We start from the raw sequence: 19,222 nt of genomic DNA, 5'->3' as shown, positions 1-19,222 counted from the left end.
CTTTCGCGAAAAATCAGGCGGTGAAGGCGGCGCGGAACTCAGCGAGTTTCGCGACCGGATCGTCGGTTTTCCAGATTTCTTCGCCGATGCCGAAGAAGTCGGTGAAAGGGCTGAGCTGTGCGATGATGTCGGCATCCAGCGCGCCTTCGGCGACAACCGGCACTTCGATCATTTGCGACCACCATTGAAAGAGGTCTTTTTCCGCCAAGGTGCCGTCCCCAAGCGGGGTCGCGCCCACGGGGCCGAAGCTGACGTAATCGGCGCCGTGTTCACCGGCGGTCATGCCGTCATGGCTGGAGGCACCGCAGAACGCGCCGACAACGGCGTCGTCGCCCATGTCTTTGCGCACCTTGCGCACGGAGCGTGCGCCGTCCGTCAAATGCACACCGTCCAGACCGAGGCATTCGGCCAGCAGCACATGCTCAGAGATCACCAGCGCCACATCGCGGGCATGGGTGACTTCGCGCAGTGCATCTGCGGCGCGGGAAATACGGTCTTCGTCTTTGGTGGCCAGTGCCAGACGCACACAGGCAATGTCGGCGCTGTCCAGCACTGCGGCGAGTTGTTCCGGAAAGCGGGAGAGTTCGATGTCCGGGGGCGTGATCAAATAGATCTGTGGCAGCTCTAAATCGGCCATGGTGTGTCTCCTACGGTCCCTGTCGTGTATATTGCGCCGCTATAGCGCGGATTAATGCCAATGGCTATGCGGGTTGGACTATTTCGGCGGCAAGCTGCGTGCGTGGGTCAGTGCCAGCGCGATGACCTGTGCACGAAGATCGTCGTCCGCAAGCAAGTCTTCGGAAATATCGACCATGCCGCCCATCTTTCGTCCCGTAAAGGAGAGCGGGTCAACGCCGTCTATTGCCAGTGCCTCCGCCTCTCGTTCTTTGCCGACGCGCGCCATGCCGCCGCCTTTGTGTACGCCGCAGACCATGTTGCCATAAAGCAGGAAGCAGAGGCCGCCGAACATCTTTTTCTCGGTGATGCCGTCGACGTCGGCAAACTCTTCGCGCATCAAGGTGGCGTGTCCTTCGTCATAGGCCATGTCTGGTCCTCCGGTCGGAAAAATAGATTTTGTGCCTGCGGCGCGGGTATTTATAGCAAGATGAAGCAGGGTGGCTTGTTTTGGAAGGGTTTGAAGAGTATCAGCGGGCGAATTTTCTCAGGAGTCAGCCATGTCCAGCGATCAGCCGCAGCCCGCCTTTGTTTTGGTGCGTCCCCAGATGGGCGAGAATATCGGTGGCGCCGCGCGGGCGATGTTGAACTTTGGTCTGGATAAGATGCGGGTTGTCAGCCCGCGTGATGGCTGGCCGAACGAGCGCGCGGTGGCGATGGCCTCGGGGGCCGGGCGCGTTCTGGACGGGGCCTATCTTTGCGACAGCACGGAAGCGGCGCTTGAGGATTGTCATTATGTCTTTGCCACCACGGCGCGGGCGCGCGGGCTGACGAAACCCGTTGTGACGCCGGAGACCGCGATGCAGCAGGCGGCCGAGATGATCGGGCGCGGCGAGAAGGTCGCGGTTCTGTTTGGGCCGGAACGGGCAGGGCTTGAGAACGAAGACATTGCGCGCGCTAATGCGATCATTAACGTGCCGGTGAACCCAGAATATGCCTCGTTGAATTTGGCGCAGTGCGTGTTGCTGACCGCTTATGAGTGGCGCCGCCAAAGTGCGGACATCGTGCATGAGCGCGTGGATATGGCAAAAACCGAATGGGCCAGCCATGCGGAGATGCAGGCGCTTGAGAAACACTATGAAGAGCGGTTGGATGAGGCGGGGTTCTTTTATCCGGAGGCCAAGGCCGAGGGCATGAAAATCAATCTGCGCAACATGTGGAGCCGTATGCGTCTGACACGGGCGGATGTGCAGATGTTGCATGGTGTCATGCGGCAGATGGTGCGCTGGAAAGAGCGCTCTGAATAAAGGTTCATCTGCGCTTGAAGCCCACCCTGTTCAGTCCTAATCTCGCAGCCAAATCAGGAGCGCAGCGATGAGCCAGAAACGCAGCATTTTCGAAGATGTATCCGGTGACACCCCAAAAGAGGCGCCCAAGGCCGCTGTGGGGGTGATTGATGGCGGAACCAAAGGCGCGCGGCGCGGCATTCGCGCGTGGTTGATCGTGCTCTTTGCGCTGGTGGTGGCGATGATTGTTGTCGGCGGGCTGACACGGTTGACCGACAGTGGTCTGTCGATCACCGAGTGGCGCCCTGTGACCGGAGCCGTGCCACCGATGAGCGAGGCGGACTGGCAGTCGGAATTTGACAAATACAAGCAGATTGATCAGTGGCAGATCGAAAACCAGTGGATGACACTGGCGGACTTCAAAACCATCTATTGGTGGGAATGGGGGCACCGTCAGCTGGGCCGCGTGATTGGTCTTGTCTGGGCAGTTGGTTTCCTTGGCTTTGCAGCCGCGCGGCAGATCCCCACGGGATGGACCGGTCGGCTTTTGCTGATTGGTGCTTTGGGCGGCGTTCAGGGCGCTGTGGGCTGGTGGATGGTCGCCAGCGGCGTGACCTCGGGCGAGGGCGTGACCACGGTGGCGAGCTACCGACTGGCGACGCATCTGGGGCTGGCGTTCATCATTCTGGGCTTTATCGGCTGGTATATCCTGATGTTGGGGCGCACGGAGCGTGACCTGATGCAGGCGCGGCGCGGCAAGGAAGCCAAGCTCTTTGGTCTCTCAACGGGCCTCCTGCACATGAGCTTTGTGCAGATTTTGCTTGGCGCACTGGTGGCCGGTATTGATGCCGGGCGCAGCTATACCGACTGGCCGCTGATGGGCGGGCAGGTGATCCCGCCCGATCCGATGATGTTGGAGCCTGCATGGCGGAATTTCTTTGAGAATCCCGGTCTGGTGCAGTTTGTGCACCGCGTCTGGGGATACCTTCTGGTGATCTTTGCGGTTGTGGTCTGGCGGCGTGCGCGCGGGTCGGCCCACACGGCAACACGGTTTGCGTTTAATGCGGCGGTGGCGGCAATTGCGGTGCAGATCGCAGTTGGCATCGCCACGGTGGTTTATGCGGCTCCGGTCCACATCGCGATTGTGCATCAGGGCGTGGCCATTCTGGTTTGGGCGTTGATCCTGCGGGCGCGGTTCCTGAGCCACTATCCAATTGCGACTTCGGTCCGCGACGCGGCATAAGAAAAGGAAAATACAATGTCTGCATATGACGAGTTGATGGCGTTTGAGCACAGCACTCAGGCGCTGGGTCAGGTGGCCGGTCGTTTGGGGTGGGATCAGGAAGCGATCATGCCCAAAGGCGCGGCCCCGCAACGCGCCGAGGAAATGGCGGCGATGGAAAGCGTTCTGCATGCGCGTCGCATTGACCCCAAGGTTGGCGCGTGGCTGGCGGAGATTGATGACGCACAACTGGGTGAGGTCGAGCGCGCGCAGATGCGCCATATCCGCAAGTCCTATGAGCGCACCTCCAAGGTTCCAGCCGATCTTGCCGCGGAAATCGCAAAGGTCACCAGCCGCGCGCAGGGCATCTGGGCACAGGCACGCGCAGACGAAGATGTGGCGGCGTTCTTGCCGACGCTGAAAGACGTCGTGGCGCTCAAGCAGCAGGAAGGTCAGGCATTGGCGGCGGGCGGCAACGTCTATGACGCCATGATTGATGACTATGAGCCGGAGATGACGGCCGTCGAGATCGCGGCAATGTTTGATGCGATGCGGCCGCGTCTGGTGGCGCTGCGCGAGGCGGTGTTGGCAGCCAAGGCACCACCTCAGCTCGTTGGTGACTTCCCCGCAGACAAGCAGATGGCGCTGACCGCAAAGCTGGCGGCGTCGTTCGGCTATGACTTTGACCACGGGCGCATTGATTGCGTGACGCACCCGTTCTGTTCCGGCAGCGGGCTGGATGTGCGTATCACCACGCGCACCTCGGATGAGCCGTTCAATTGTTTCTATTCAACCATTCATGAAGTCGGCCACGCGGCCTATGAACAGGGCATCAGCCGTGACTATCTGCTGACCCCGCTTGGGCGTGGCGTGTCGATGGGCGTGCACGAGAGCCAGAGCCGGATCTACGAAAACCAGCTTGGGCGCGGCCGGGCTTATACCGGTTGGCTGTTTGAGCAGATGAAGGCGACCTTTGGCGACTTTGGCGTCAAAACAGCCGATGATTTCTATGGCACGGTGAACCGCGTGAACGACGGCTATATCCGGACCGAGGCGGATGAGGTGCAGTATAACCTGCATATCATGCTGCGCTTTGATCTGGAGCGGGCGCTGATGTTGGGCGATCTCGCGGTGGATGACCTTGAGGCAGCATGGAATGACCGGTTCGCGTCCGATTTCGGTTATGCCGTGGACAAACCGTCTAACGGCGTGTTGCAGGATGTTCATTGGTCGGTGGGCCTGTTTGGCTATTTTCCGACCTATTCGCTGGGCAATGTGTATGCCGGATGCCTGAATGAGGCGCTGCGCAATGCGGTTCCGAATTTGGATGCACAATTGGCACAGGGCGACACCTCGGCTGCGACGGGCTGGCTGCGCCAGAATTTGCAGCAATTTGGCGGATTGCGCACCCCTGCGGATACCATCACGCATGCGACCGGCGCTGCGCCGTCCGGTGAGCCGTTGCTGGCGTATCTGGAAGCCAAATTTGGCGATTTGTACGGGCTTTAGTGCAGGGTGAAGTGGCGAAGACATTAATAACGACGTCATCTTGCTGAACCTCAAAAGTGGGCTTTGGCGCGCGCAGAGGTGGCATGTTGATCACGACAGGCGTTGCCGCCGGAATGTCGTCTTCAAAGCGGGGCAAAGACGGCTCAACACGTTGCTCGGAAGCCAATCGGTGTACACGGATGTGCTTCTTGACGATGGAGGAGTGACGGAAGTGGCGCCCGTTCATCAGCATCAGGCATTGCTGCATGGGCAAAGGGTCACGATTTCCTGCATGAACACAAGGGGTTTTGGTGCGGCCTGAAACACAAAAAAGTTCTAGTATGATGTTGAGCGCCACTATCATCGCAAGGATATGAATGCAGCCGCGCAGCCAGATACCTGTCATCATCGTTTTGGCGGTCAGGAAGATTTTCGCGGTGCTCATGGACAGCGCATAGGGTTCGGGCATGAGGCGGGAGAGGAGCGGTACCATGTTGGGGCTCGATGCAATGCCGACGCTGCAAGCATCAAGTAATTCGCGATCAGTGTTCGCATGACGATCGGCTTTAAATTGCGGGATGCGGGGGAGTCCATCGGTGTTCGATCCTTGGTTCTCAGTTTTGCCAAGGCTCGTAAGATAGGGGCAGGCCCCCGCTTGTACCAACGTGTCGAATTCACAATGGCCGTCAATTTTGTCGCAAATTGTGCAGAGCGGCGTTTCGTTTGGATCGGAGTGGGCCTCTCGTGCTAGAATGGCAAATGGGGAAATCTCATAGATCAGATCAATTTAGAAAATCCGGTTTTTGTGACCTACGCTATTGCCGCAACGCCTATGGTGATGAAAGTCATGGTGCAGGGGTGGATGACAGTGTTTTGCGTGATGACAAGCAACTCGGCATGGTGAGCCCCAAAGACCTGCAGCAGACCCCGCTTAACCTTGATCCCAGCCCTGAGCCGTTGGACGTCAATGACTATGTAGACCGATCACGGCGGATGCATCGTAATGATCTGTAGAATATCCCCGGGTTTCGGATGGCGGACCTTGCAGAGCATGTTGCGTCCGTCTGACCGCGCAACTCGTAGCACACCAACGTCCATCAGAACCACTTTGCGCTTCTCTCTGTTAACCGTCTGAAGTCAGGGGCCTTTGTCGTTGAGGGCATAGTCTGCGTTGACTGTCTTACCACCGACAATTGTGGTGTAGAGAACGGTCTTTGCATCTGCGGTGACCTTGGCGATGATCCACTAAAGCCGGGTGCCTCCCATTTTGCAGTCATAGTGGTTGCCGCTGCTTCCGCTGAGGAGTTCTGCGCCAGTGAGCTCTTTGGCAGCGGCATTTGCGCTCAGCCAAATAGCAGCGATGATTATGAAATTTTTTTTGTACAAATGATCGTACCGTTTCAAGCGACATTTTTTGTCGCTTGAAACGGGTTTGTTGAGCCAGTTTAGTTGTGATCGCCGCGCATTGCAGAACCAAGACCTCTCATACTGAACTTCGCGCCAGAGCCGAATTTGTAGTCCGCATACAGCCCAAAGACATTCTCATCGTCGTCTCTTGAATACCGCGCGCCAAATGTCATGTTGTTGCTGTAGTCTTTCTCCGCGCCGCCATACCAATAGAAATCATCAGCGCCATTGAAGGATCCGTGCATGCCGGCGACGATTTTAAGGCCGGGAACAGTTCCGATACCAAATTTTGCATCTATCCCAGCAAGATCGCGATTGCTGCAGCAATCTGGTTTGTATTTGCCGTAATAACCGTTCATTTCGATATTGGCTTGAGAGTAGTGGAATTCCAGTCCGTAGTGTTGCGCGTCGCCAAAGGACTCGCCAGGAGCGCGTGCTCGTAGGTAGCCTTCATGAGCATAAAAGGCGCCCAGCGAAATGTTTTCATTCACATTGTAGAAAAGGTGCCCGCCAACGGCAGGCTGAGCGTTGTCGCCGAAGATCGCCGCGCCGCCTAGGTCAAATTGGGCACCCCACGCTCCGCCAAACTCAAAACTGCTCCTACTATATAAGTAGCCAAGCGTTTCCGCCCCAAATCGGGAAGTATCGCCACTATTGTTATATAGCCCAAAGCTGATATCGCCGTTATATTGCTGCGCCTGAGCGGTACCTGCTACCAATAAGCTTGCTACTACAGCTGCTGAAAGCGTCCGGAAAGTCATTTCTTGTTTCTCCCGTAATGAAAGCGATGGTTGAATTCGTACTTTACCTCATCCCTGTCTTTAGGCGATTTTCGATCGAATGGCGACCTTAGAGCAGCTGAATTACTTCATGCGTTGCTTTTTAGTCGACTGTGCCCTCATGTAGGATCAATTTACTCACTGTCACTTTCTTCGTCATTCTGCTCAGCGATCCAAGCCACTGAGACCACCTCTTCTCCCTTGCCAGTGTTGAACACCTTGACCCCGCCGGCACTGCGGGAGCGGAACGAGATGCCATCAACCGGCACGCGGATTGACTGACCTTTGGAGGTGGCGAGCATGATCTGGTCGCCCATTTCCACAGGGAACGAAGCAACGAGTGCGCCGCCGCGCATTGCCTTGTCCATTGCGGCAACGCCTAGGCCGCCGCGACCGCGGACGGGGTAGTCGTGAGACGAGCTGATTTTGCCCGCGCCACCCGAGGTGATCGTGAGGATCAGGTTTTCGGCGGCAGACATTTCCGCGTAGCGTTCCTGGCTGAGTTCGCCTGCTGGAACCTCGTCGTCCTCCTCACCGCCATCAGTGACACCGGCCACTGCGCGGCGCATCTTAAGATAGGCGGCGCGCTCATCGCTTTCGGCTTTGAAGTGACGGATGATGGACATCGAAACCACTTCGTCTTTGCCGCTCAGTTTGATGCCCCGTACCCCCACAGAGGCGCGCGAGTTAAAGACGCGGACCTCAGTTGTCGGGAAGCGGATGGCGCGGCCTGAGTTGGTCACAAGCATCACATCGTCTTCGTCGGTACAAATGCGCGCGTTGATCAGCTTGGTGTCGGCGTTGTCGTCCTCAAACTTCATCGCTATCTTGCCGTTGGATTTCACATTTGTGAAGTCCGACAGGCGGTTACGGCGTACTGTTCCAGCAGATGTTGCAAAGACGATCTGGAGATCGTTCCACTCGTCTTCGGGGCGGTCCACCGGCATGATGGCCGCCACAGACACACCCGTCGGGATCGGCAGGATGTTGACAATGGCCTTGCCTTTGGCGGTACGACCGCCCTGAGGCAGACGCCAAGTCTTGAGCTTGTAAGCCATGCCATCGGTGGTAAAGAACAGAAGCTGCGTGTGAGTGTTGGCCACGAAGAGTGTGGTGACAACGTCCTCTTCTTTGGTCTGCATGCCCGACAGGCCCTTGCCGCCGCGTTTCTGAGCGCGGAAATCGGCAAGCGGCGTGCGTTTGATATAGCCGCCAGACGTGACGGTCACGACCATGTCTTCGCGCTCGATCAGGTCTTCGTCGTCCATGTCACCGGACCAGTCGACGATCTGGGTGCGGCGGTCCACGGCGAAGTTTTCCCGCACTTCGCGCAGCTCGTCGCCGATGATGCCCATGATGCGCTCGCGAGATCCGAGAATTTCAAGGTATTCCTTGATCTTGGCTGCCAGTTCCTCGAGTTCGTCTGTGACTTCTTTCACACCAATCTGGGTCAGGCGTTGCAGACGCAATTCAAGGATCGCGCGGGCCTGCGTTTCAGACAGATTGTAGGTGCCGTCTTCGTTCATCGTGTGCGTCGGGTCGTCGATCAGACGGATGTAGGCGGCGATGCTTTCGGCGGGCCAGCGGCGGGTCATCAGCTTTTCACGCGCCTCGGCTGCGTCAGCCGAGCTGCGGATGGTGGCGACCACTTCGTCGACGTTGGTGACGGCAACGGCCAAACCACAAAGGATGTGGCTGCGTTCACGCGCTTTGCGAAGCATATAAGCCGTGCGGCGAGCAACCACTTCTTCGCGGAAATCAATGAAAGATGTCAGGAACTTACGCAATGTAAGCTGTTCCGGACGACCGCCGTTGAGCGCCAGCATGTTGCAGCCGAAATAGGTTTGCATCGGGGTGAAACGGAAGAGTTGGTTCAACACCACTTCCGCGGTGGCATCGCGTTTGAGTTCGACCACGACACGCACGCCGTTGCGATCTGATTCATCCTGAACGTGGGCGATGCCCTCGATGCGTTTTTCTCGGGCGGCTTCGGCGATCTTTTCGATCATCGTCGCTTTGTTGACCTGATAGGGGATTTCATCGATCACGATGGCCCAACGGTCTTTGCGGATTTCTTCCACGCGGGTCTTTGAGCGCACGATGACGCTGCCGCGTCCCTCTAGATAGGCTTTGCGTGCGCCGGAGCGGCCCAGCATGATACCGCCTGTGGGGAAATCCGGACCGGGAACGAAGTCGATCAACTGCTCACTTGTGAGATCGGGATCGTCAATCAGCGCCAGGGTGGCATCCACGACTTCGCCAAGGTTGTGCGGCGGGATGTTGGTGGCCATGCCGACTGCGATACCGCCGGCACCGTTGACCAGCATGTTGGGAAAACGCGCAGGTAGAACCGTGGGTTCCTGATCCTTGCCGTCATAGTTGTCTTGAAAATCGACTGTTTCTTTGTCGATATCCGCCAGCAGCGCGGCCGCGGGTTTGTCCATGCGGACTTCGGTGTAACGCATGGCGGCCGGGTTATCGCCGTCCATGGAGCCGAAGTTGCCCTGACCATCCAGTAGCGGCAGCGACATAGAGAAATCCTGAGCCATCCGCACAAGCGCGTCATAGATCGCACTGTCGCCGTGGGGGTGATATTTACCCATCACATCGCCAACAGGACGGGCCGATTTGCGGTAGGCTTTTTCGTGGCTGTTGCCGGTTTCATGCATCGCATAAAGAATGCGTCGGTGCACCGGTTTCAGGCCGTCACGCAGGTCGGGAATGGCGCGGCTGACGATCACGCTCATGGCATAATCGAGATAGGATGCGCTCATCTCTTCTTCGATGGTGACGGTCGGGCCGTCGTGGATCATCCGCTCGTGAGTGGATTCTTCTTCGTTTTCAGGGGTTTCCGGCGTGTCGCTCAAGTCCCAGTCTCGCTTCTTTGTGGCGTTCAATATCTTGTTACAAACAGTATATCAGAGGCAGGATATAGGGTGCAATGGCTGAGGTGACGGGCGGCGATCTGAAGCGTGAAAATGCCGGTGTTTTCGGTCTGTCGCCGGGTTTGCCTGCAGTGAGCGGGGCGCAATTATTAGGCGTTGGAATCTCCCTTGTTCACCAAGGCAATTGCGCACAAGATCAAAGCCAACATCAGCGGTTGGTGCGGAGGACGTGAAATGACCCGATTTGGTATGCGGGCCGGGCTTTTGGCCATGGCGGTGGCGATTGGACCCATGCAAGGCGCGCAGGCGGAGAATGTGTGGCAGAAGATCAAGAAGGGCGCCGAGCAAACCGGCGAGGCGATAGGCGAAGGGGCCGAGGCGGTTGGCGGCGCCATCAACAAAGGGGCTGAGGCGGTTGGCAACAGCATCGAATCCACAGGAGAACTGCTGTCCAACGAGGAAACACCGGAGCAAACGCGCGCACGGCTGGATGCGATGTCGGATCAGATTTTGGCGCGACTTCTGCGCGACAACGCCGATGCAAACGCTCTTTACCAATCCAGTGCCGGATTTGCGGCGTTTGATACACGCAAGGTGACGATTTTCCCTGTTGCAGCGGGATATGGGCGCGGCGTGGCTGTCGCTCCGGATGGCGGTCGGACGTATATGAACATGGGCAGCGGCGGTCTTGGCGCGGCGTTTGGCATAGGCGGGTTTGAAACCCAGTTTGTCATTATTTTCGAAACGCGAGCCGATTTTGACAGCTTTGTCATCAACGGATTTGATGCCACCGCCGGCATGGGCAGTATGTCTGATGAGGGGCGCGACGAGGAAAACGTGCGGTTTGTGGACGGGCGCTCTTTCTTTGTTCTCGACAAGAAAGGCTGGCGAGTAAACGCAAGTGCCGAAGGCACCAAATACTGGCGCTCACCGGAATTGAACTGAGGTCTGTGACGTGGCGTTGCCAAGGGCGAGGTGGTCTTCTGCCCGAATGCTGGACCGGCCTATGGTTTCACGAAACTTAGGAGGAGGCGCGGGCATGCAACGCATTTTGGTGGATCAGACGGACATCACACAGACACAGCTTCAGACCGTGCCGGACACGCCGTTGGCGGACGGGCAAGCACGGATGAAGATCAGGCGCTTTGCGTTGACAGCCAACAACGTGACCTATGCGGCCACAGGATTTGTGATCGGCTATTGGCATTTTTTCCCGACTGGGATCGAAGGTCAGGGCATCGTGCCGGTCTGGGGTTTTGCCGACGTTGTCGAAAGCACGTCTGATGTGCTCGCGGTGGGCGAGCGCCTTTATGGGTTCTGGCCGATGGCGGACGAATTGGTGATCACCCCACAAGATATGGGCGGCAAGACGGTTCTGGACGCATCGGAGCATCGCGCAAAGCTGCCGGTGGTTTACAACCGGTACACGCGGACGACGGAGAAAGCGCCCGATCAGGAAGGATATCAGTCCTTGCTGCAGCCGCTGCTTGCGACGTCTTTCCTGCTGTCGGACTGGTTGCAGGACAATCAGTTTTTTGATGCTAAACAAGTAATTGTGGGATCTGCTTCATCCAAAACAGGGCTCGGTTTGTGCAAGTTTCTTAGCGAGCTCGAAGGCAGTCCCGTGAAGGTTGTTGGCCTGACCTCAAGTGGCAATGCCGATTATGTGGCGGCACAGTCAGGTGCGGATAGTGTGGTGACATATGGTGACATCGAGGCGCTGGAGAAGGTGCCGTCGGTGTATGTCGATATGTCGGGCAATGCCGAGGTCAAACAACGCTTGCACGCACATTTGGCGGATGAGCTGCGCCATTCCAGCGCGGTGGGTACCAGCCATTGGGATCAGTTCAAACCCAAACAGGAATTGGCGGGCGTGAAGCCGCAGTTCTTTTTTGCGCCAAGTCAGATCGAGAAGCGCCGTGCAGAATGGGGACCAGGAGAGATTGAACGGCAGATCACGGCGGGCTGGAAACGGTTGGCAGCGGACGCGAGTGCTTGGCTGGATCTGAAGGATCACAACGGGTTGGAGGCAGTTGCCGAGGTCTATGGCGACTTGGCCACGGGCAAAGCAAATGCCCGCGACGGCCATGTGGTGAGTCTTTAAGCGGAGCAGCTTGCGCCGCCAAGCACACAGAATTTCGCACAATGCGGATGGTTGAGCGCCACGTCGCGCTCAGCCTCTTCCAAGGTCTGGCCCAAATCGAACTGCGGATCATATGGCAGCAGGGTACAGGCGATCACAGAAGGCGCGTCAGCCCCCTTGTGGCGCACCACCATGCGAGAGTTGGAACACATCACCTCAGAGGGTGATTTGTTCAGAATCGACCAGCACTCCGTTGTGATTTCCGGTACATCAACGGTTTCGTCCATTTCCGGAAAAAGAACAGTCGTCGCAGGGCTTTGCGCATCTATGTTAAAGTTTTCCTGTTTGAAGAGTTCGGCATATCCAGCACGGGACTCGGTATCCGTTTCGCCCCAGACCGTCCGACCGGCAACGGACATATGAAAGCCGTTGTCACGCAGCCAGCGCATGCCGTCCAGTGTGCGTTCAAAGCTGCCGCTGCCACGTTCCTTGTCGTGCAAGTCCGCGCCGTAGTGATCGACCGAAATTCGGAACGTCAACTTATCGGCATAGGCGTCTTTGAGGCCAAGCAAACCTTCTTTTACACGGCGGCGCTGCATGGGTTGCATGGCATTGGTAAGGATCAGAACCTCATAGCCACGCTCCAGCGCGCGGCGGGTCATTTCAACCATTTCAGGGTTCATGAACGGCTCGCCGCCGGTGAAACCGATTTCGCGAACGCTCCAGTTTCGCGCATCCAGCTGATCAAGATAGTTGCCCACCTCATCCGCAGTCAGATAGACCAGCGCGTCATTGGTGGGCGAAGACAGGATATAACAGTTCTCGCATTCAATATTGCAGAGCGTGCCGGTATTGAACCACAGCGTCTGCGGATCCGTGAGAGAGACGGTTGCACGCGCCTCACCCTTGGCTGTGACCATCGGATCAACGAATTTTGCGGTGTCTGCAGTGTCTTTCATGGGCCTGTCATTCCTGTTTGCCGTTTCGGGGTAGCGCTTAAGCCGCGGGCAGGTAAAGAGCTTTGGTTTGGGCTGACACAGTTGTGATGCACGCTTGCGGTGATACAGTCGCGGTGTTAGACCGGCGTTAACACAATCGTTAGCGCTAACGAAATTCAACAGTACCGCGCCAAGCGTGGTGGGCGAGGAAGACGAAGACAATGGTTTCGCGAACTATTCCGGTTCAAGCGTTTGATCTTGTTGTGATTGGTGGCACCGGCGATCTCGCACGGAGAAAAATTCTGCCGGCCTTGTTCAAACGGTTCTGTGCAGGGCAGATGTCGGACGATTGCCGCCTGATCGGCGCGGCGCGACGGGATCTGGATGCGGCGCAATACCGTGATTTTGTGCGCGATGCGCTTCGGGAATTTGCCGGTGAACTGGCCCTGAATGAGGCCTCGGTTGCCGGTTTTTGTGCGCATGTTGATTACGTTGCGATTGATGCGCGTGGCGATATGGGATGGCAAAAGTTGTCGGACTTGGTCGCGACAGGCGAAGCCCAAGACGCGGTTCGCGCGTTTTATTTCTCTGTCGGGCCGAGTTTGTTTTCCGATATCGCGGAACGGCTTGAGCGGTTTGGATTGACCGATTCAGACAGTCGTGTGGTGGTCGAAAAGCCCTTTGGGCGTGATCTTGAAACCGCTCAGGCGCTGAATGCGCAACTGGCACAGTATTTTGACGAAGGGCAGATCTACCGGATCGACCATTACCTTGGCAAAGAGACCGTTCAGAACCTGATGGCGGTGCGCTTTGGTAATATGTTGTTTGAACCGCTGTGGAATGCGCAATACATCGATCACATCCAGATCACCGTGGCCGAGAGCGTAGGTGTCGAGGGGCGGGGCGAGTATTACGAGCGCGCCGGCGCAATGCGTGACATGGTGCAGAACCACCTGATGCAGCTCCTGTGCCTGATTGCGATGGAGCCGCCCGCGCATTTTGACCCCGACGCGGTGCGCGACGAAAAACTGAAGGTCATCCGCGCGCTGGACGGCGTGCAGCCGCATCATATTGTGCGCGGCCAATACACGGCCAGCGACGGCGCGTTGAGTTATCGCGAGGACGTCGGCAATGAGCGGTCCAAAACCGAGAGCTTTATCGCGCTGAAGTGCCATCTGAACAACTGGCGTTGGGCGGGCACGCCGTTTTATCTGCGCACGGGCAAACGTCTGAGCCATCGTGACAGTGAAATCACCGTGGTGTTCAAAGACACGCCGCATTCGATTTTTGGCCCCGAAGCAGGGCGGCATCGCAACGAGCTGACCATTCAGTTGCAGCCCAACGAGGGCATCACTCTGGGCGTGACCATCAAGGAGCCAGGCCCCGGGGGAATGCGGTTGGTGGATGTGCCGCTTGATATGAGTTTTGCCGAGGCATTGGGTCCCGCAGCTGACGCACCTGATGCCTATGAGCGGCTGATCATGGATGTGATCCGCGGCAACCAGACGCTGTTTATGCGCAACGACGAGGTCGAGGCCGCCTGGGCCTGGACTGATCCGATTATTCACGGCTGGGAAGCGCGCGGCGATGCGCCCAAGCCTTATGATGCCTATAGCGCGGGACCGGATGACGCGGCCCTGATGATGCGCCGGGACGGGCGCGACTGGAAAGGACTTGAGAAGTGAATTTCATCGAATATCCCGACGCCGACATTATGATGATGGATTTGGCCAATGTGCTTGCAGAGGATTTGACCGATGCGCTGCACTCCAAGGACCGTGTCACGTTTGCGGTGCCTGGCGGCACCACTCCAGGTCCTGTGTTTGATGCGCTGAGTGCGGTGGATCTACCTTGGGATCGGGTGAACGTGATGCTCACGGACGAACGTTGGGTGCCGGAAGATCATGAACGGTCCAACACAGCACTGGTCAAAGCGCGGCTGATCACAAACCGCGCGTTGGGGGCTCGGTTCCTGCCGTTTTATGCGCCCGCCGAGCAACCGGAGGAGGTTCTTGCGGACGTTGAGGCGGCCTTGCTGGGTGCAATGCCAGTGGATGTAGTGGTGCTTGGAATGGGCGCGGATATGCACACGGCCTCGTTGTTTCCCGACAGCGACGGTCTTGAGAACGCTTTGGCGGCGGATGCGCCGGTTCTGGTGCCAGTACGCAAGCCGGATTTGCCAGACGTGCGGATTACTTTGTCGGCGCGGGTTTTGGATAGCGCACTGCGCAAGCACGTCTTGATCAAGGGCGACGACAAGAAGGCGGCGCTTGAAAAGGCGCATGGGCTGTCACGGCGGGAAGCGCCGATCAAGGCGGTTCTGGACGGCGCAGATGTGCATTGGGCGAAGGAATAAGGTCATGTGGGCAGAACTGGACGCGATGGCACAGAGCGCACGGGCGTGCCGGATTGCGGATTTGTTTGAGGCGGATGCGTCACGGGCCGCAGGATTTTCGGTCGACACCGACGGGTTGCTTTTTGATTACTCCAAAACGTCAATAGATGCGGCGGGTCGAGAAGCGCTCGTGGCTCTGGCTGAAGCTGCTGGTGTTTCCGAGAAGCGCACGGCGATGTTTGCCGGCGAGGCCATCAACGAAACCGAAGGGCGGGCCGTATTGCACACGGCGCTGCGTGCGTTGGACAGCGGGCCTATTTCCGTTGATGGCAAAGACGTGCTGCCCGAGGTCAATGCCACGCGGGAGCGGATGGCGGCTTTTACGCGCTCTGTAAGGGATGGGTCGTTTGGTCATATCACGGATGTGGTGAACATCGGGATCGGTGGGTCCGATCTGGGGCCGCTGATGGCGGTGATGGCGCTGGCGCCCTATCACGACGGGCCGCGGTGCCACTTTATTTCCAACGTGGATGGCGCGGATCTGACGGACACGCTGGCGGGGCTGGATCCGGCGAGCACGCTGTTCATTGTGGCGTCCAAAACGTTCACCACTCAGGAGACCATGCTGAACGCGCGCTCAGCTTTGAAATGGGCGGGCGGCGACGCGGCCTTAGGGCGGTTTGTGGCGATTTCCTCTGCGGTCGAGAAATGCGCGGACTTCGGTATTCCGGCAGAACGCGTGTTCGGCTTTGAAGATTGGGTCGGCGGTCGATATTCAATGTGGGGCCCAATTGGCCTGTCGATTATGCTGGCGGTCGGGCCTGCGGCGTTTGAAAAGTTTCTGCGCGGGGCGCAGGCGATGGATCAGCATTTCCAATCTGCACCTTTCGCGCAGAATATGCCTGTGATGCTGGCGCTGGTCGGTATCTGGAACCAACAGGTTTGCGGGCATCCGTCACGCGCTGTGCTGCCGTATGAGCAACGTCTGGCGCGTTTGCCGGCCTATCTTCAGCAACTGGAAATGGAATCCAACGGCAAATCCGTGGCGCTGGACGGCACATCGCTGGATCGCGTCGCGGGGCCGGTGGTCTGGGGCGAACCCGGCACCAACGGACAGCACGCGTTTTATCAACTGATCCATCAGGGGCAACAGGTTGTGCCCTGCGAATTCATGGTTGGTGCCGAAGGGCATGAGGTAGAGCTGATCGAACATCACCGTGCTTTGGTTGCGAATTGCCTTGCCCAATCCGAATCGCTGTTGCGTGGCCGCACAGAAGCCGAAGCGCGCGCGCAACTGGCCGACAAAGGTTTGTCAGACGCAAAACTGGATCAGCTGGCAAAGCACCGCGTCTTTTCCGGCAACCGCCCTTCGACGACGCTGCTGTATCCTCGCCTGACGCCCTATGTTTTGGGGCAGATCGTGGCGCTGTATGAGCATCGCGTGTTTGTAGAAGGGGTGATCTACGGGATCAACTCGTTTGATCAATGGGGCGTGGAGCTTGGCAAAGAGCTTGCTGGTGGCTTGGTGCCAGCCGTCGAGGGGCAGGGTGTCCCAGAGGGCACCAGCGGCTCAACCCTGAGCCTGCTGGACCGGATTTTGCATCTGCGGGACCGCTAGCGGTCAGAGCGAAAAGAACTCCGGCGGACGCATGATGCGCTCAAGGCTGTTGGTGACGCTGGCAACTGCGGCACCCGCCAGGAAACAGACAATCGCCGCGACGCCGATGGGGAGCGCGTGCTCGATGCCTTGGGCGTTGGCATAGGCCGTCAGGCCGGCAAGTACAAAAACTGCAATGATATTGGTCCAAATGCGCATGGTGCTGTCTTTCCTGCAATGGGTTTTGCGAACATTTGTGTCGCGTTAACCTATTATTCTGAAAGAGAAGAGAGCCGTTGTGCACAACGGTCTGATTTCGGCAAAGAGCTGCGTGTTGCGACCCACGCTGTGCGAAAAATTGCCGAAATGTCAGGGAGTTTGGAGCGGGTAACGGGAATCGAACCCGTAACCAGAGCTTGGGAAGCTCGTGTGATACCTTTTCACCATACCCGCGCCTGTAGCGCTGTTAGCTAGAGCGTTCGCGCGGCCGCGTCAATGGCCGCGCAATCGGTTTTGGTGCCTAAGCCGTGACCGCCATGTCGTTGATCAGCGGAGTGTCTTCTGTCGCCATGGTCGCGAGGATATGGCCATGCATACGCTGTTTTTGCATGCCAAAGATGCTGCGCCCTTTGTTGAAAGTGGCGGCATAGTCCATTGCGGCTTTGAACGTGGCGTCCGCGTCGGGAAGTGCGGCCATTAGGATGTTGTCGGCTGCGGCCTCGTCTGCGGTCAGTCGACGTCCAGTCAGGGCCATTTCATTGAAGCGATGCTCGGGCACAGCCTTGCGGATATAGCTGACCATCGAGGGCAGGAAGGGGATGTTCACATCCACCTCGGGATAGCAGAAATAGCCGCGATCGGCGCGCATAAAGCGGAAATCACAACAACTTGCCAACATTGCGCCGTTGCCGAATGCGTGGCCGGTGATGGATGCGATAACGGGGACCGGTAGCGTCAGAAGTTTGCCAAAAACGGTGTTCATGTCGCGCAGGAAGGTTTGGATCTCCTCGGATTTTCCTGCCTGCTGTGCCCCCATCATCCAATTCAGATCAATCCCCTGCGACCAATTCTTTTCGTCATTTGAGGTGATGACCAGCGCACGCACTGATTTGTCGCCCTCGACCGCGCCAATCGCCTCAAGCATGGCGGCGGCAAAGGCGGGGTTTTGGCGGTTTTCGCCGTTCGTCAGCGTGAGAACGGCAGTTTTGCCAACAACTTCGTAATGGGTGATCGACATGGGGGCTCCGGTTGCTAGAGGCTTTGAAACACACTAGCGACAAGGCTTTTGCCGGACAATCTTGACCCTAGGGGAAGGCGCTTATGACGGCGCGTCCTTCGTGTGTGTCTCAAGGTTTTTGGGCCTGTAATCTGCCCTTTCCTTGCGCCGTTCAAAAGCAGACGGGTCAATTGTGCTGTCGGGCGGAATATAACGGGGCTGAGCGAGCGGCAGGTAGTAGCCCAGAAAGCCCCGCTGGTTCGGCCACCGGCTGCGTTTGGTCAGGCGCGGAAAGATTTCGAGAAACGGCCAGAATTTGCGCAGCTTCATCTGGCTGTGAAGCGGCGCCAACGGGTCAGGCTCGGAAATCTCCAATCCCATGCGCTCGGTGACGCGGTCCTTTTTGCCAAGCACATAGCGATCAAAAAATTGTTTGCGGAACTCCAGCTTGTCCACGCCCAGCCCGTCAAGCTCGCTGCGCATCCAGACCAGCGTGAGCTTGGAAAGCCCTGCCTCCTGCTCGGGAACAGATCCCGCGACATCGGTATGGGTGCCAGGGAACCAAACCTGTTTGACGTCCTGTTTGGGAGGGTTCTGTTTCGATTTGAAACGGGTGCCGTGATAATCCTGACCCTCGGTCCAGAATTGGTGGCGGAAGAACCGGCGGGTTTCGTCGATCGACAGTGCGTGGCGGACGGCTTTGACGGAAGGGTTCTCATCAACGCTGGAGTTTGAGCCAAACTCGAGAATAGTGCCCCACTTCAGACGGAGCCGGATCATGGAGCTGACCGTGTCCCACAGTCCGAGAAAGCGGATAGAGGGGCGGCGAATATGGAAAAACTGTTCGGAAATCCGCAAAGGTGCGTAGGCTTCGCGCGGGGCGTTTTTCGGGATCTTGCGCCACGCTTTGAACACCGGACCGATCAGGTGCAATTCGTGCGGTGCGACAAGGCCGAAGTCGTTGACAAAGCCCGCCAGAACGCGGGCGGTGTAGGCTCCGCGGGAGTACCCAAAGAAATAAAGCCTGTCGCCTTCTCGGTAGTTCTCGCAAAGAAACTGATAGGCGTGCATCACGTTTTGATGCAATCCAAGACCCGCCGCGAGCCCCAGAACCAGCCGCACCTTGGAGAAAGCATTGCGCGCAAATGGGCGTGTCGAAAGGGTGCCCACACCTGGCTCATAATAAACAAGTTGGCCGTCATCATGCTTGAGGCATTTGTACAGGCGCAGAATATTGCTTTCGTTCTTTTCGACTTCGTTACCGGTGCCGTCAAAACAGATGATCAGTTTGCGAGACATGGAAAAGGCTTTCTTCAAAAGAATAGGGCGACCCTATCTGGATCGCCCTATGCGTGCAATTGTCGAAGGTGC

The 19,222-nt window shown here is 57.6% G+C and carries 19 protein-coding genes and 1 tRNA gene; 10 read left to right on the top strand and 10 right to left on the bottom strand.

All coding sequences use genetic code 11. From position 1 onward, the window contains the following. Positions 1 to 13: 13 nt before the first annotated feature. Together BM069_RS03815 and BM069_RS03810 are read right to left on the bottom strand one after the other, a co-directional pair. Positions 14 to 637: a thiamine phosphate synthase gene (locus BM069_RS03815; protein ID WP_093320428.1), complete on the bottom strand. Its 624-nt coding sequence runs from the start codon at positions 635 to 637 to the stop codon at positions 14 to 16. Positions 638 to 715: 78 nt separating this feature from the next. Continuing rightward, a complete protein-coding gene (locus BM069_RS03810; protein ID WP_093320426.1) occupies positions 716 to 1,045 on the bottom strand; it encodes a TfoX/Sxy family protein in 330 nt (109 codons plus the stop codon). Between the two features lie 130 nt (positions 1,046 to 1,175). Here BM069_RS03810 and BM069_RS03805 point away from each other — a divergent pair, with 130 nt between their 5' ends. From BM069_RS03805 to BM069_RS03795, 3 genes are all read left to right on the top strand, one after another. After that, entirely contained in the window at positions 1,176 to 1,922 is a 747-nt protein-coding gene (locus tag BM069_RS03805; protein ID WP_093320423.1) for an RNA methyltransferase, read from the top strand. Positions 1,923 to 1,989: 67 nt separating this feature from the next. After that, the gene (ctaA, locus tag BM069_RS03800) at positions 1,990 to 3,144 is read left to right on the top strand and encodes a heme A synthase (RefSeq protein ID WP_093320421.1); all 1,155 of its coding nucleotides are present in this window, start codon (positions 1,990 to 1,992) and stop codon (positions 3,142 to 3,144) included. 15 nt (positions 3,145 to 3,159) lie between these two features. Further along, the gene (locus BM069_RS03795) at positions 3,160 to 4,632 is read left to right on the top strand and encodes a carboxypeptidase M32 (RefSeq protein WP_093320418.1); all 1,473 of its coding nucleotides are present in this window, start codon (positions 3,160 to 3,162) and stop codon (positions 4,630 to 4,632) included. Here BM069_RS03795 and BM069_RS03790 read toward each other — a convergent pair. Next, complete coding sequence (locus BM069_RS03790) at positions 4,547 to 5,056, bottom strand: hypothetical protein (protein ID WP_139216129.1); 510 nt, start codon at positions 5,054 to 5,056, stop codon at positions 4,547 to 4,549. The two genes, BM069_RS03795 and BM069_RS03790, sit on opposite strands and share 86 nt — an antisense overlap. A 314-nt stretch (positions 5,057 to 5,370) precedes the next feature. On the opposite strand from BM069_RS03790, the gene BM069_RS19615 reads away from it, so the two are divergent. After that, on the top strand, positions 5,371 to 5,625 hold the full coding sequence (locus BM069_RS19615; protein WP_139216128.1) for a hypothetical protein: 255 nt from the start codon (positions 5,371 to 5,373) through the stop codon (positions 5,623 to 5,625). Between the two features lie 431 nt (positions 5,626 to 6,056). Here BM069_RS19615 and BM069_RS03785 read toward each other — a convergent pair whose 3' ends face one another. Together BM069_RS03785 and gyrA are read right to left on the bottom strand one after the other, a co-directional pair. Next, complete coding sequence (locus tag BM069_RS03785; RefSeq protein WP_139216127.1) at positions 6,057 to 6,779, bottom strand: hypothetical protein; 723 nt, start codon at positions 6,777 to 6,779, stop codon at positions 6,057 to 6,059. 152 nt (positions 6,780 to 6,931) lie between these two features. After that, the gene (gene gyrA / locus BM069_RS03780) at positions 6,932 to 9,664 is read right to left on the bottom strand and encodes a DNA gyrase subunit A (protein ID WP_093320411.1); all 2,733 of its coding nucleotides are present in this window, start codon (positions 9,662 to 9,664) and stop codon (positions 6,932 to 6,934) included. A 74-nt stretch (positions 9,665 to 9,738) separates the two neighbouring features. Between gyrA and BM069_RS19750 the strand changes: the two genes are divergently transcribed. The 3 genes from BM069_RS19750 to BM069_RS03770 all read left to right on the top strand — a co-directional run bounded on the left by BM069_RS19750 (position 9,739) and on the right by BM069_RS03770 (position 11,786). Continuing rightward, positions 9,739 to 9,915, top strand: coding sequence for a hypothetical protein (locus BM069_RS19750; RefSeq protein ID WP_170846667.1), 177 nt, complete (start codon positions 9,739 to 9,741; stop codon positions 9,913 to 9,915). A gap of 1 nt (position 9,916) precedes the next feature. Continuing rightward, positions 9,917 to 10,627: a lipid-binding SYLF domain-containing protein gene (locus BM069_RS03775; RefSeq protein WP_139216126.1), complete on the top strand. Its 711-nt coding sequence runs from the start codon at positions 9,917 to 9,919 to the stop codon at positions 10,625 to 10,627. Between the two features lie 94 nt (positions 10,628 to 10,721). Beyond that, positions 10,722 to 11,786: a DUF2855 family protein gene (locus BM069_RS03770; protein ID WP_093320405.1), complete on the top strand. Its 1,065-nt coding sequence runs from the start codon at positions 10,722 to 10,724 to the stop codon at positions 11,784 to 11,786. Here the strand turns inward: BM069_RS03770 and BM069_RS03765 are convergent. Beyond that, the gene (locus BM069_RS03765; RefSeq protein WP_093320403.1) at positions 11,783 to 12,724 is read right to left on the bottom strand and encodes a radical SAM protein; all 942 of its coding nucleotides are present in this window, start codon (positions 12,722 to 12,724) and stop codon (positions 11,783 to 11,785) included. The genes BM069_RS03770 and BM069_RS03765 overlap by 4 nt on opposite strands. Positions 12,725 to 12,924: 200 nt before the next feature. Here BM069_RS03765 and zwf point away from each other — a divergent pair, with 200 nt between their 5' ends. Genes zwf through pgi form a run of 3 tightly spaced genes read left to right on the top strand, consistent with a single transcriptional unit; the run spans position 12,925 to position 16,656 of the window. Beyond that, entirely contained in the window at positions 12,925 to 14,388 is a 1,464-nt protein-coding gene (gene zwf / locus BM069_RS03760) for a glucose-6-phosphate dehydrogenase (protein ID WP_093320400.1), read from the top strand. Further along, positions 14,385 to 15,059, top strand: a complete 675-nt coding sequence (pgl, locus tag BM069_RS03755) for a 6-phosphogluconolactonase (protein WP_093320397.1) — start codon at positions 14,385 to 14,387, stop codon at positions 15,057 to 15,059. Before zwf ends, pgl begins: the two co-directional genes overlap by 4 nt. A gap of 4 nt (positions 15,060 to 15,063) precedes the next feature. Then, positions 15,064 to 16,656, top strand: coding sequence for a glucose-6-phosphate isomerase (pgi, locus tag BM069_RS03750; protein ID WP_093320395.1), 1,593 nt, complete (start codon positions 15,064 to 15,066; stop codon positions 16,654 to 16,656). A 3-nt stretch (positions 16,657 to 16,659) separates the two neighbouring features. On the opposite strand, the gene BM069_RS03745 is transcribed toward pgi, so the two are convergent. From BM069_RS03745 to BM069_RS03730, 4 genes are all read right to left on the bottom strand, one after another. Next, positions 16,660 to 16,854: a hypothetical protein gene (locus tag BM069_RS03745; protein ID WP_093320392.1), complete on the bottom strand. Its 195-nt coding sequence runs from the start codon at positions 16,852 to 16,854 to the stop codon at positions 16,660 to 16,662. 160 nt (positions 16,855 to 17,014) lie between these two features. Next, positions 17,015 to 17,088 (bottom strand) — tRNA-Gly (locus BM069_RS03740). Positions 17,089 to 17,155: 67 nt separating this feature from the next. Continuing rightward, positions 17,156 to 17,872 carry an enoyl-CoA hydratase/isomerase family protein gene (locus BM069_RS03735; protein WP_093320391.1) on the bottom strand — a complete coding sequence of 239 codons (717 nt, stop codon included), beginning with the start codon at positions 17,870 to 17,872 and terminating at the stop codon, positions 17,156 to 17,158. An 81-nt stretch (positions 17,873 to 17,953) separates the two neighbouring features. Continuing rightward, entirely contained in the window at positions 17,954 to 19,150 is a 1,197-nt protein-coding gene (locus tag BM069_RS03730) for a T6SS phospholipase effector Tle1-like catalytic domain-containing protein (RefSeq protein WP_093320388.1), read from the bottom strand. Positions 19,151 to 19,222 lie beyond the last annotated feature (72 nt).

The sequence above is a fragment of the Shimia haliotis genome, from assembly GCF_900114415.1.
GTDB lineage: Bacteria > Pseudomonadota > Alphaproteobacteria > Rhodobacterales > Rhodobacteraceae > Shimia > Shimia haliotis.
The sequence above is the reverse complement of the archived record's forward strand: the minus strand, read 5'-3'. Positions and strand labels throughout refer to the sequence as shown.

Excerpts from the sequence above, each read along its gene's own strand:
- BM069_RS03815 (WP_093320428.1), bottom strand. The coding sequence starts at position 637 with ATGGCCGATTTAGAGCTGCCACAGATCTATTTGATCACGCCCCCGGAC.
- BM069_RS03810 (WP_093320426.1), bottom strand. The coding sequence starts at position 1,045 with ATGGCCTATGACGAAGGACACGCCACCTTGATGCGCGAAGAGTTTGCC.
- BM069_RS03805 (WP_093320423.1), top strand. The coding sequence starts at position 1,176 with ATGTCCAGCGATCAGCCGCAGCCCGCCTTTGTTTTGGTGCGTCCCCAG.
- ctaA (WP_093320421.1), top strand. The coding sequence starts at position 1,990 with ATGAGCCAGAAACGCAGCATTTTCGAAGATGTATCCGGTGACACCCCA.
- BM069_RS03795 (WP_093320418.1), top strand. The coding sequence starts at position 3,160 with ATGTCTGCATATGACGAGTTGATGGCGTTTGAGCACAGCACTCAGGCG.
- BM069_RS03790 (WP_139216129.1), bottom strand. The coding sequence starts at position 5,056 with ATGAGCACCGCGAAAATCTTCCTGACCGCCAAAACGATGATGACAGGT.
- BM069_RS19615 (WP_139216128.1), top strand. The coding sequence starts at position 5,371 with ATGGGGAAATCTCATAGATCAGATCAATTTAGAAAATCCGGTTTTTGT.
- BM069_RS03785 (WP_139216127.1), bottom strand. The coding sequence starts at position 6,779 with ATGACTTTCCGGACGCTTTCAGCAGCTGTAGTAGCAAGCTTATTGGTA.
- BM069_RS19750 (WP_170846667.1), top strand. The coding sequence starts at position 9,739 with ATGGCTGAGGTGACGGGCGGCGATCTGAAGCGTGAAAATGCCGGTGTT.
- BM069_RS03775 (WP_139216126.1), top strand. The coding sequence starts at position 9,917 with ATGACCCGATTTGGTATGCGGGCCGGGCTTTTGGCCATGGCGGTGGCG.
- BM069_RS03770 (WP_093320405.1), top strand. The coding sequence starts at position 10,722 with ATGCAACGCATTTTGGTGGATCAGACGGACATCACACAGACACAGCTT.
- BM069_RS03765 (WP_093320403.1), bottom strand. The coding sequence starts at position 12,724 with ATGAAAGACACTGCAGACACCGCAAAATTCGTTGATCCGATGGTCACA.
- zwf (WP_093320400.1), top strand. The coding sequence starts at position 12,925 with ATGGTTTCGCGAACTATTCCGGTTCAAGCGTTTGATCTTGTTGTGATT.
- pgi (WP_093320395.1), top strand. The coding sequence starts at position 15,064 with ATGTGGGCAGAACTGGACGCGATGGCACAGAGCGCACGGGCGTGCCGG.
- BM069_RS03745 (WP_093320392.1), bottom strand. The coding sequence starts at position 16,854 with ATGCGCATTTGGACCAATATCATTGCAGTTTTTGTACTTGCCGGCCTG.
- BM069_RS03735 (WP_093320391.1), bottom strand. The coding sequence starts at position 17,872 with ATGTCGATCACCCATTACGAAGTTGTTGGCAAAACTGCCGTTCTCACG.
- BM069_RS03730 (WP_093320388.1), bottom strand. The coding sequence starts at position 19,150 with ATGTCTCGCAAACTGATCATCTGTTTTGACGGCACCGGTAACGAAGTC.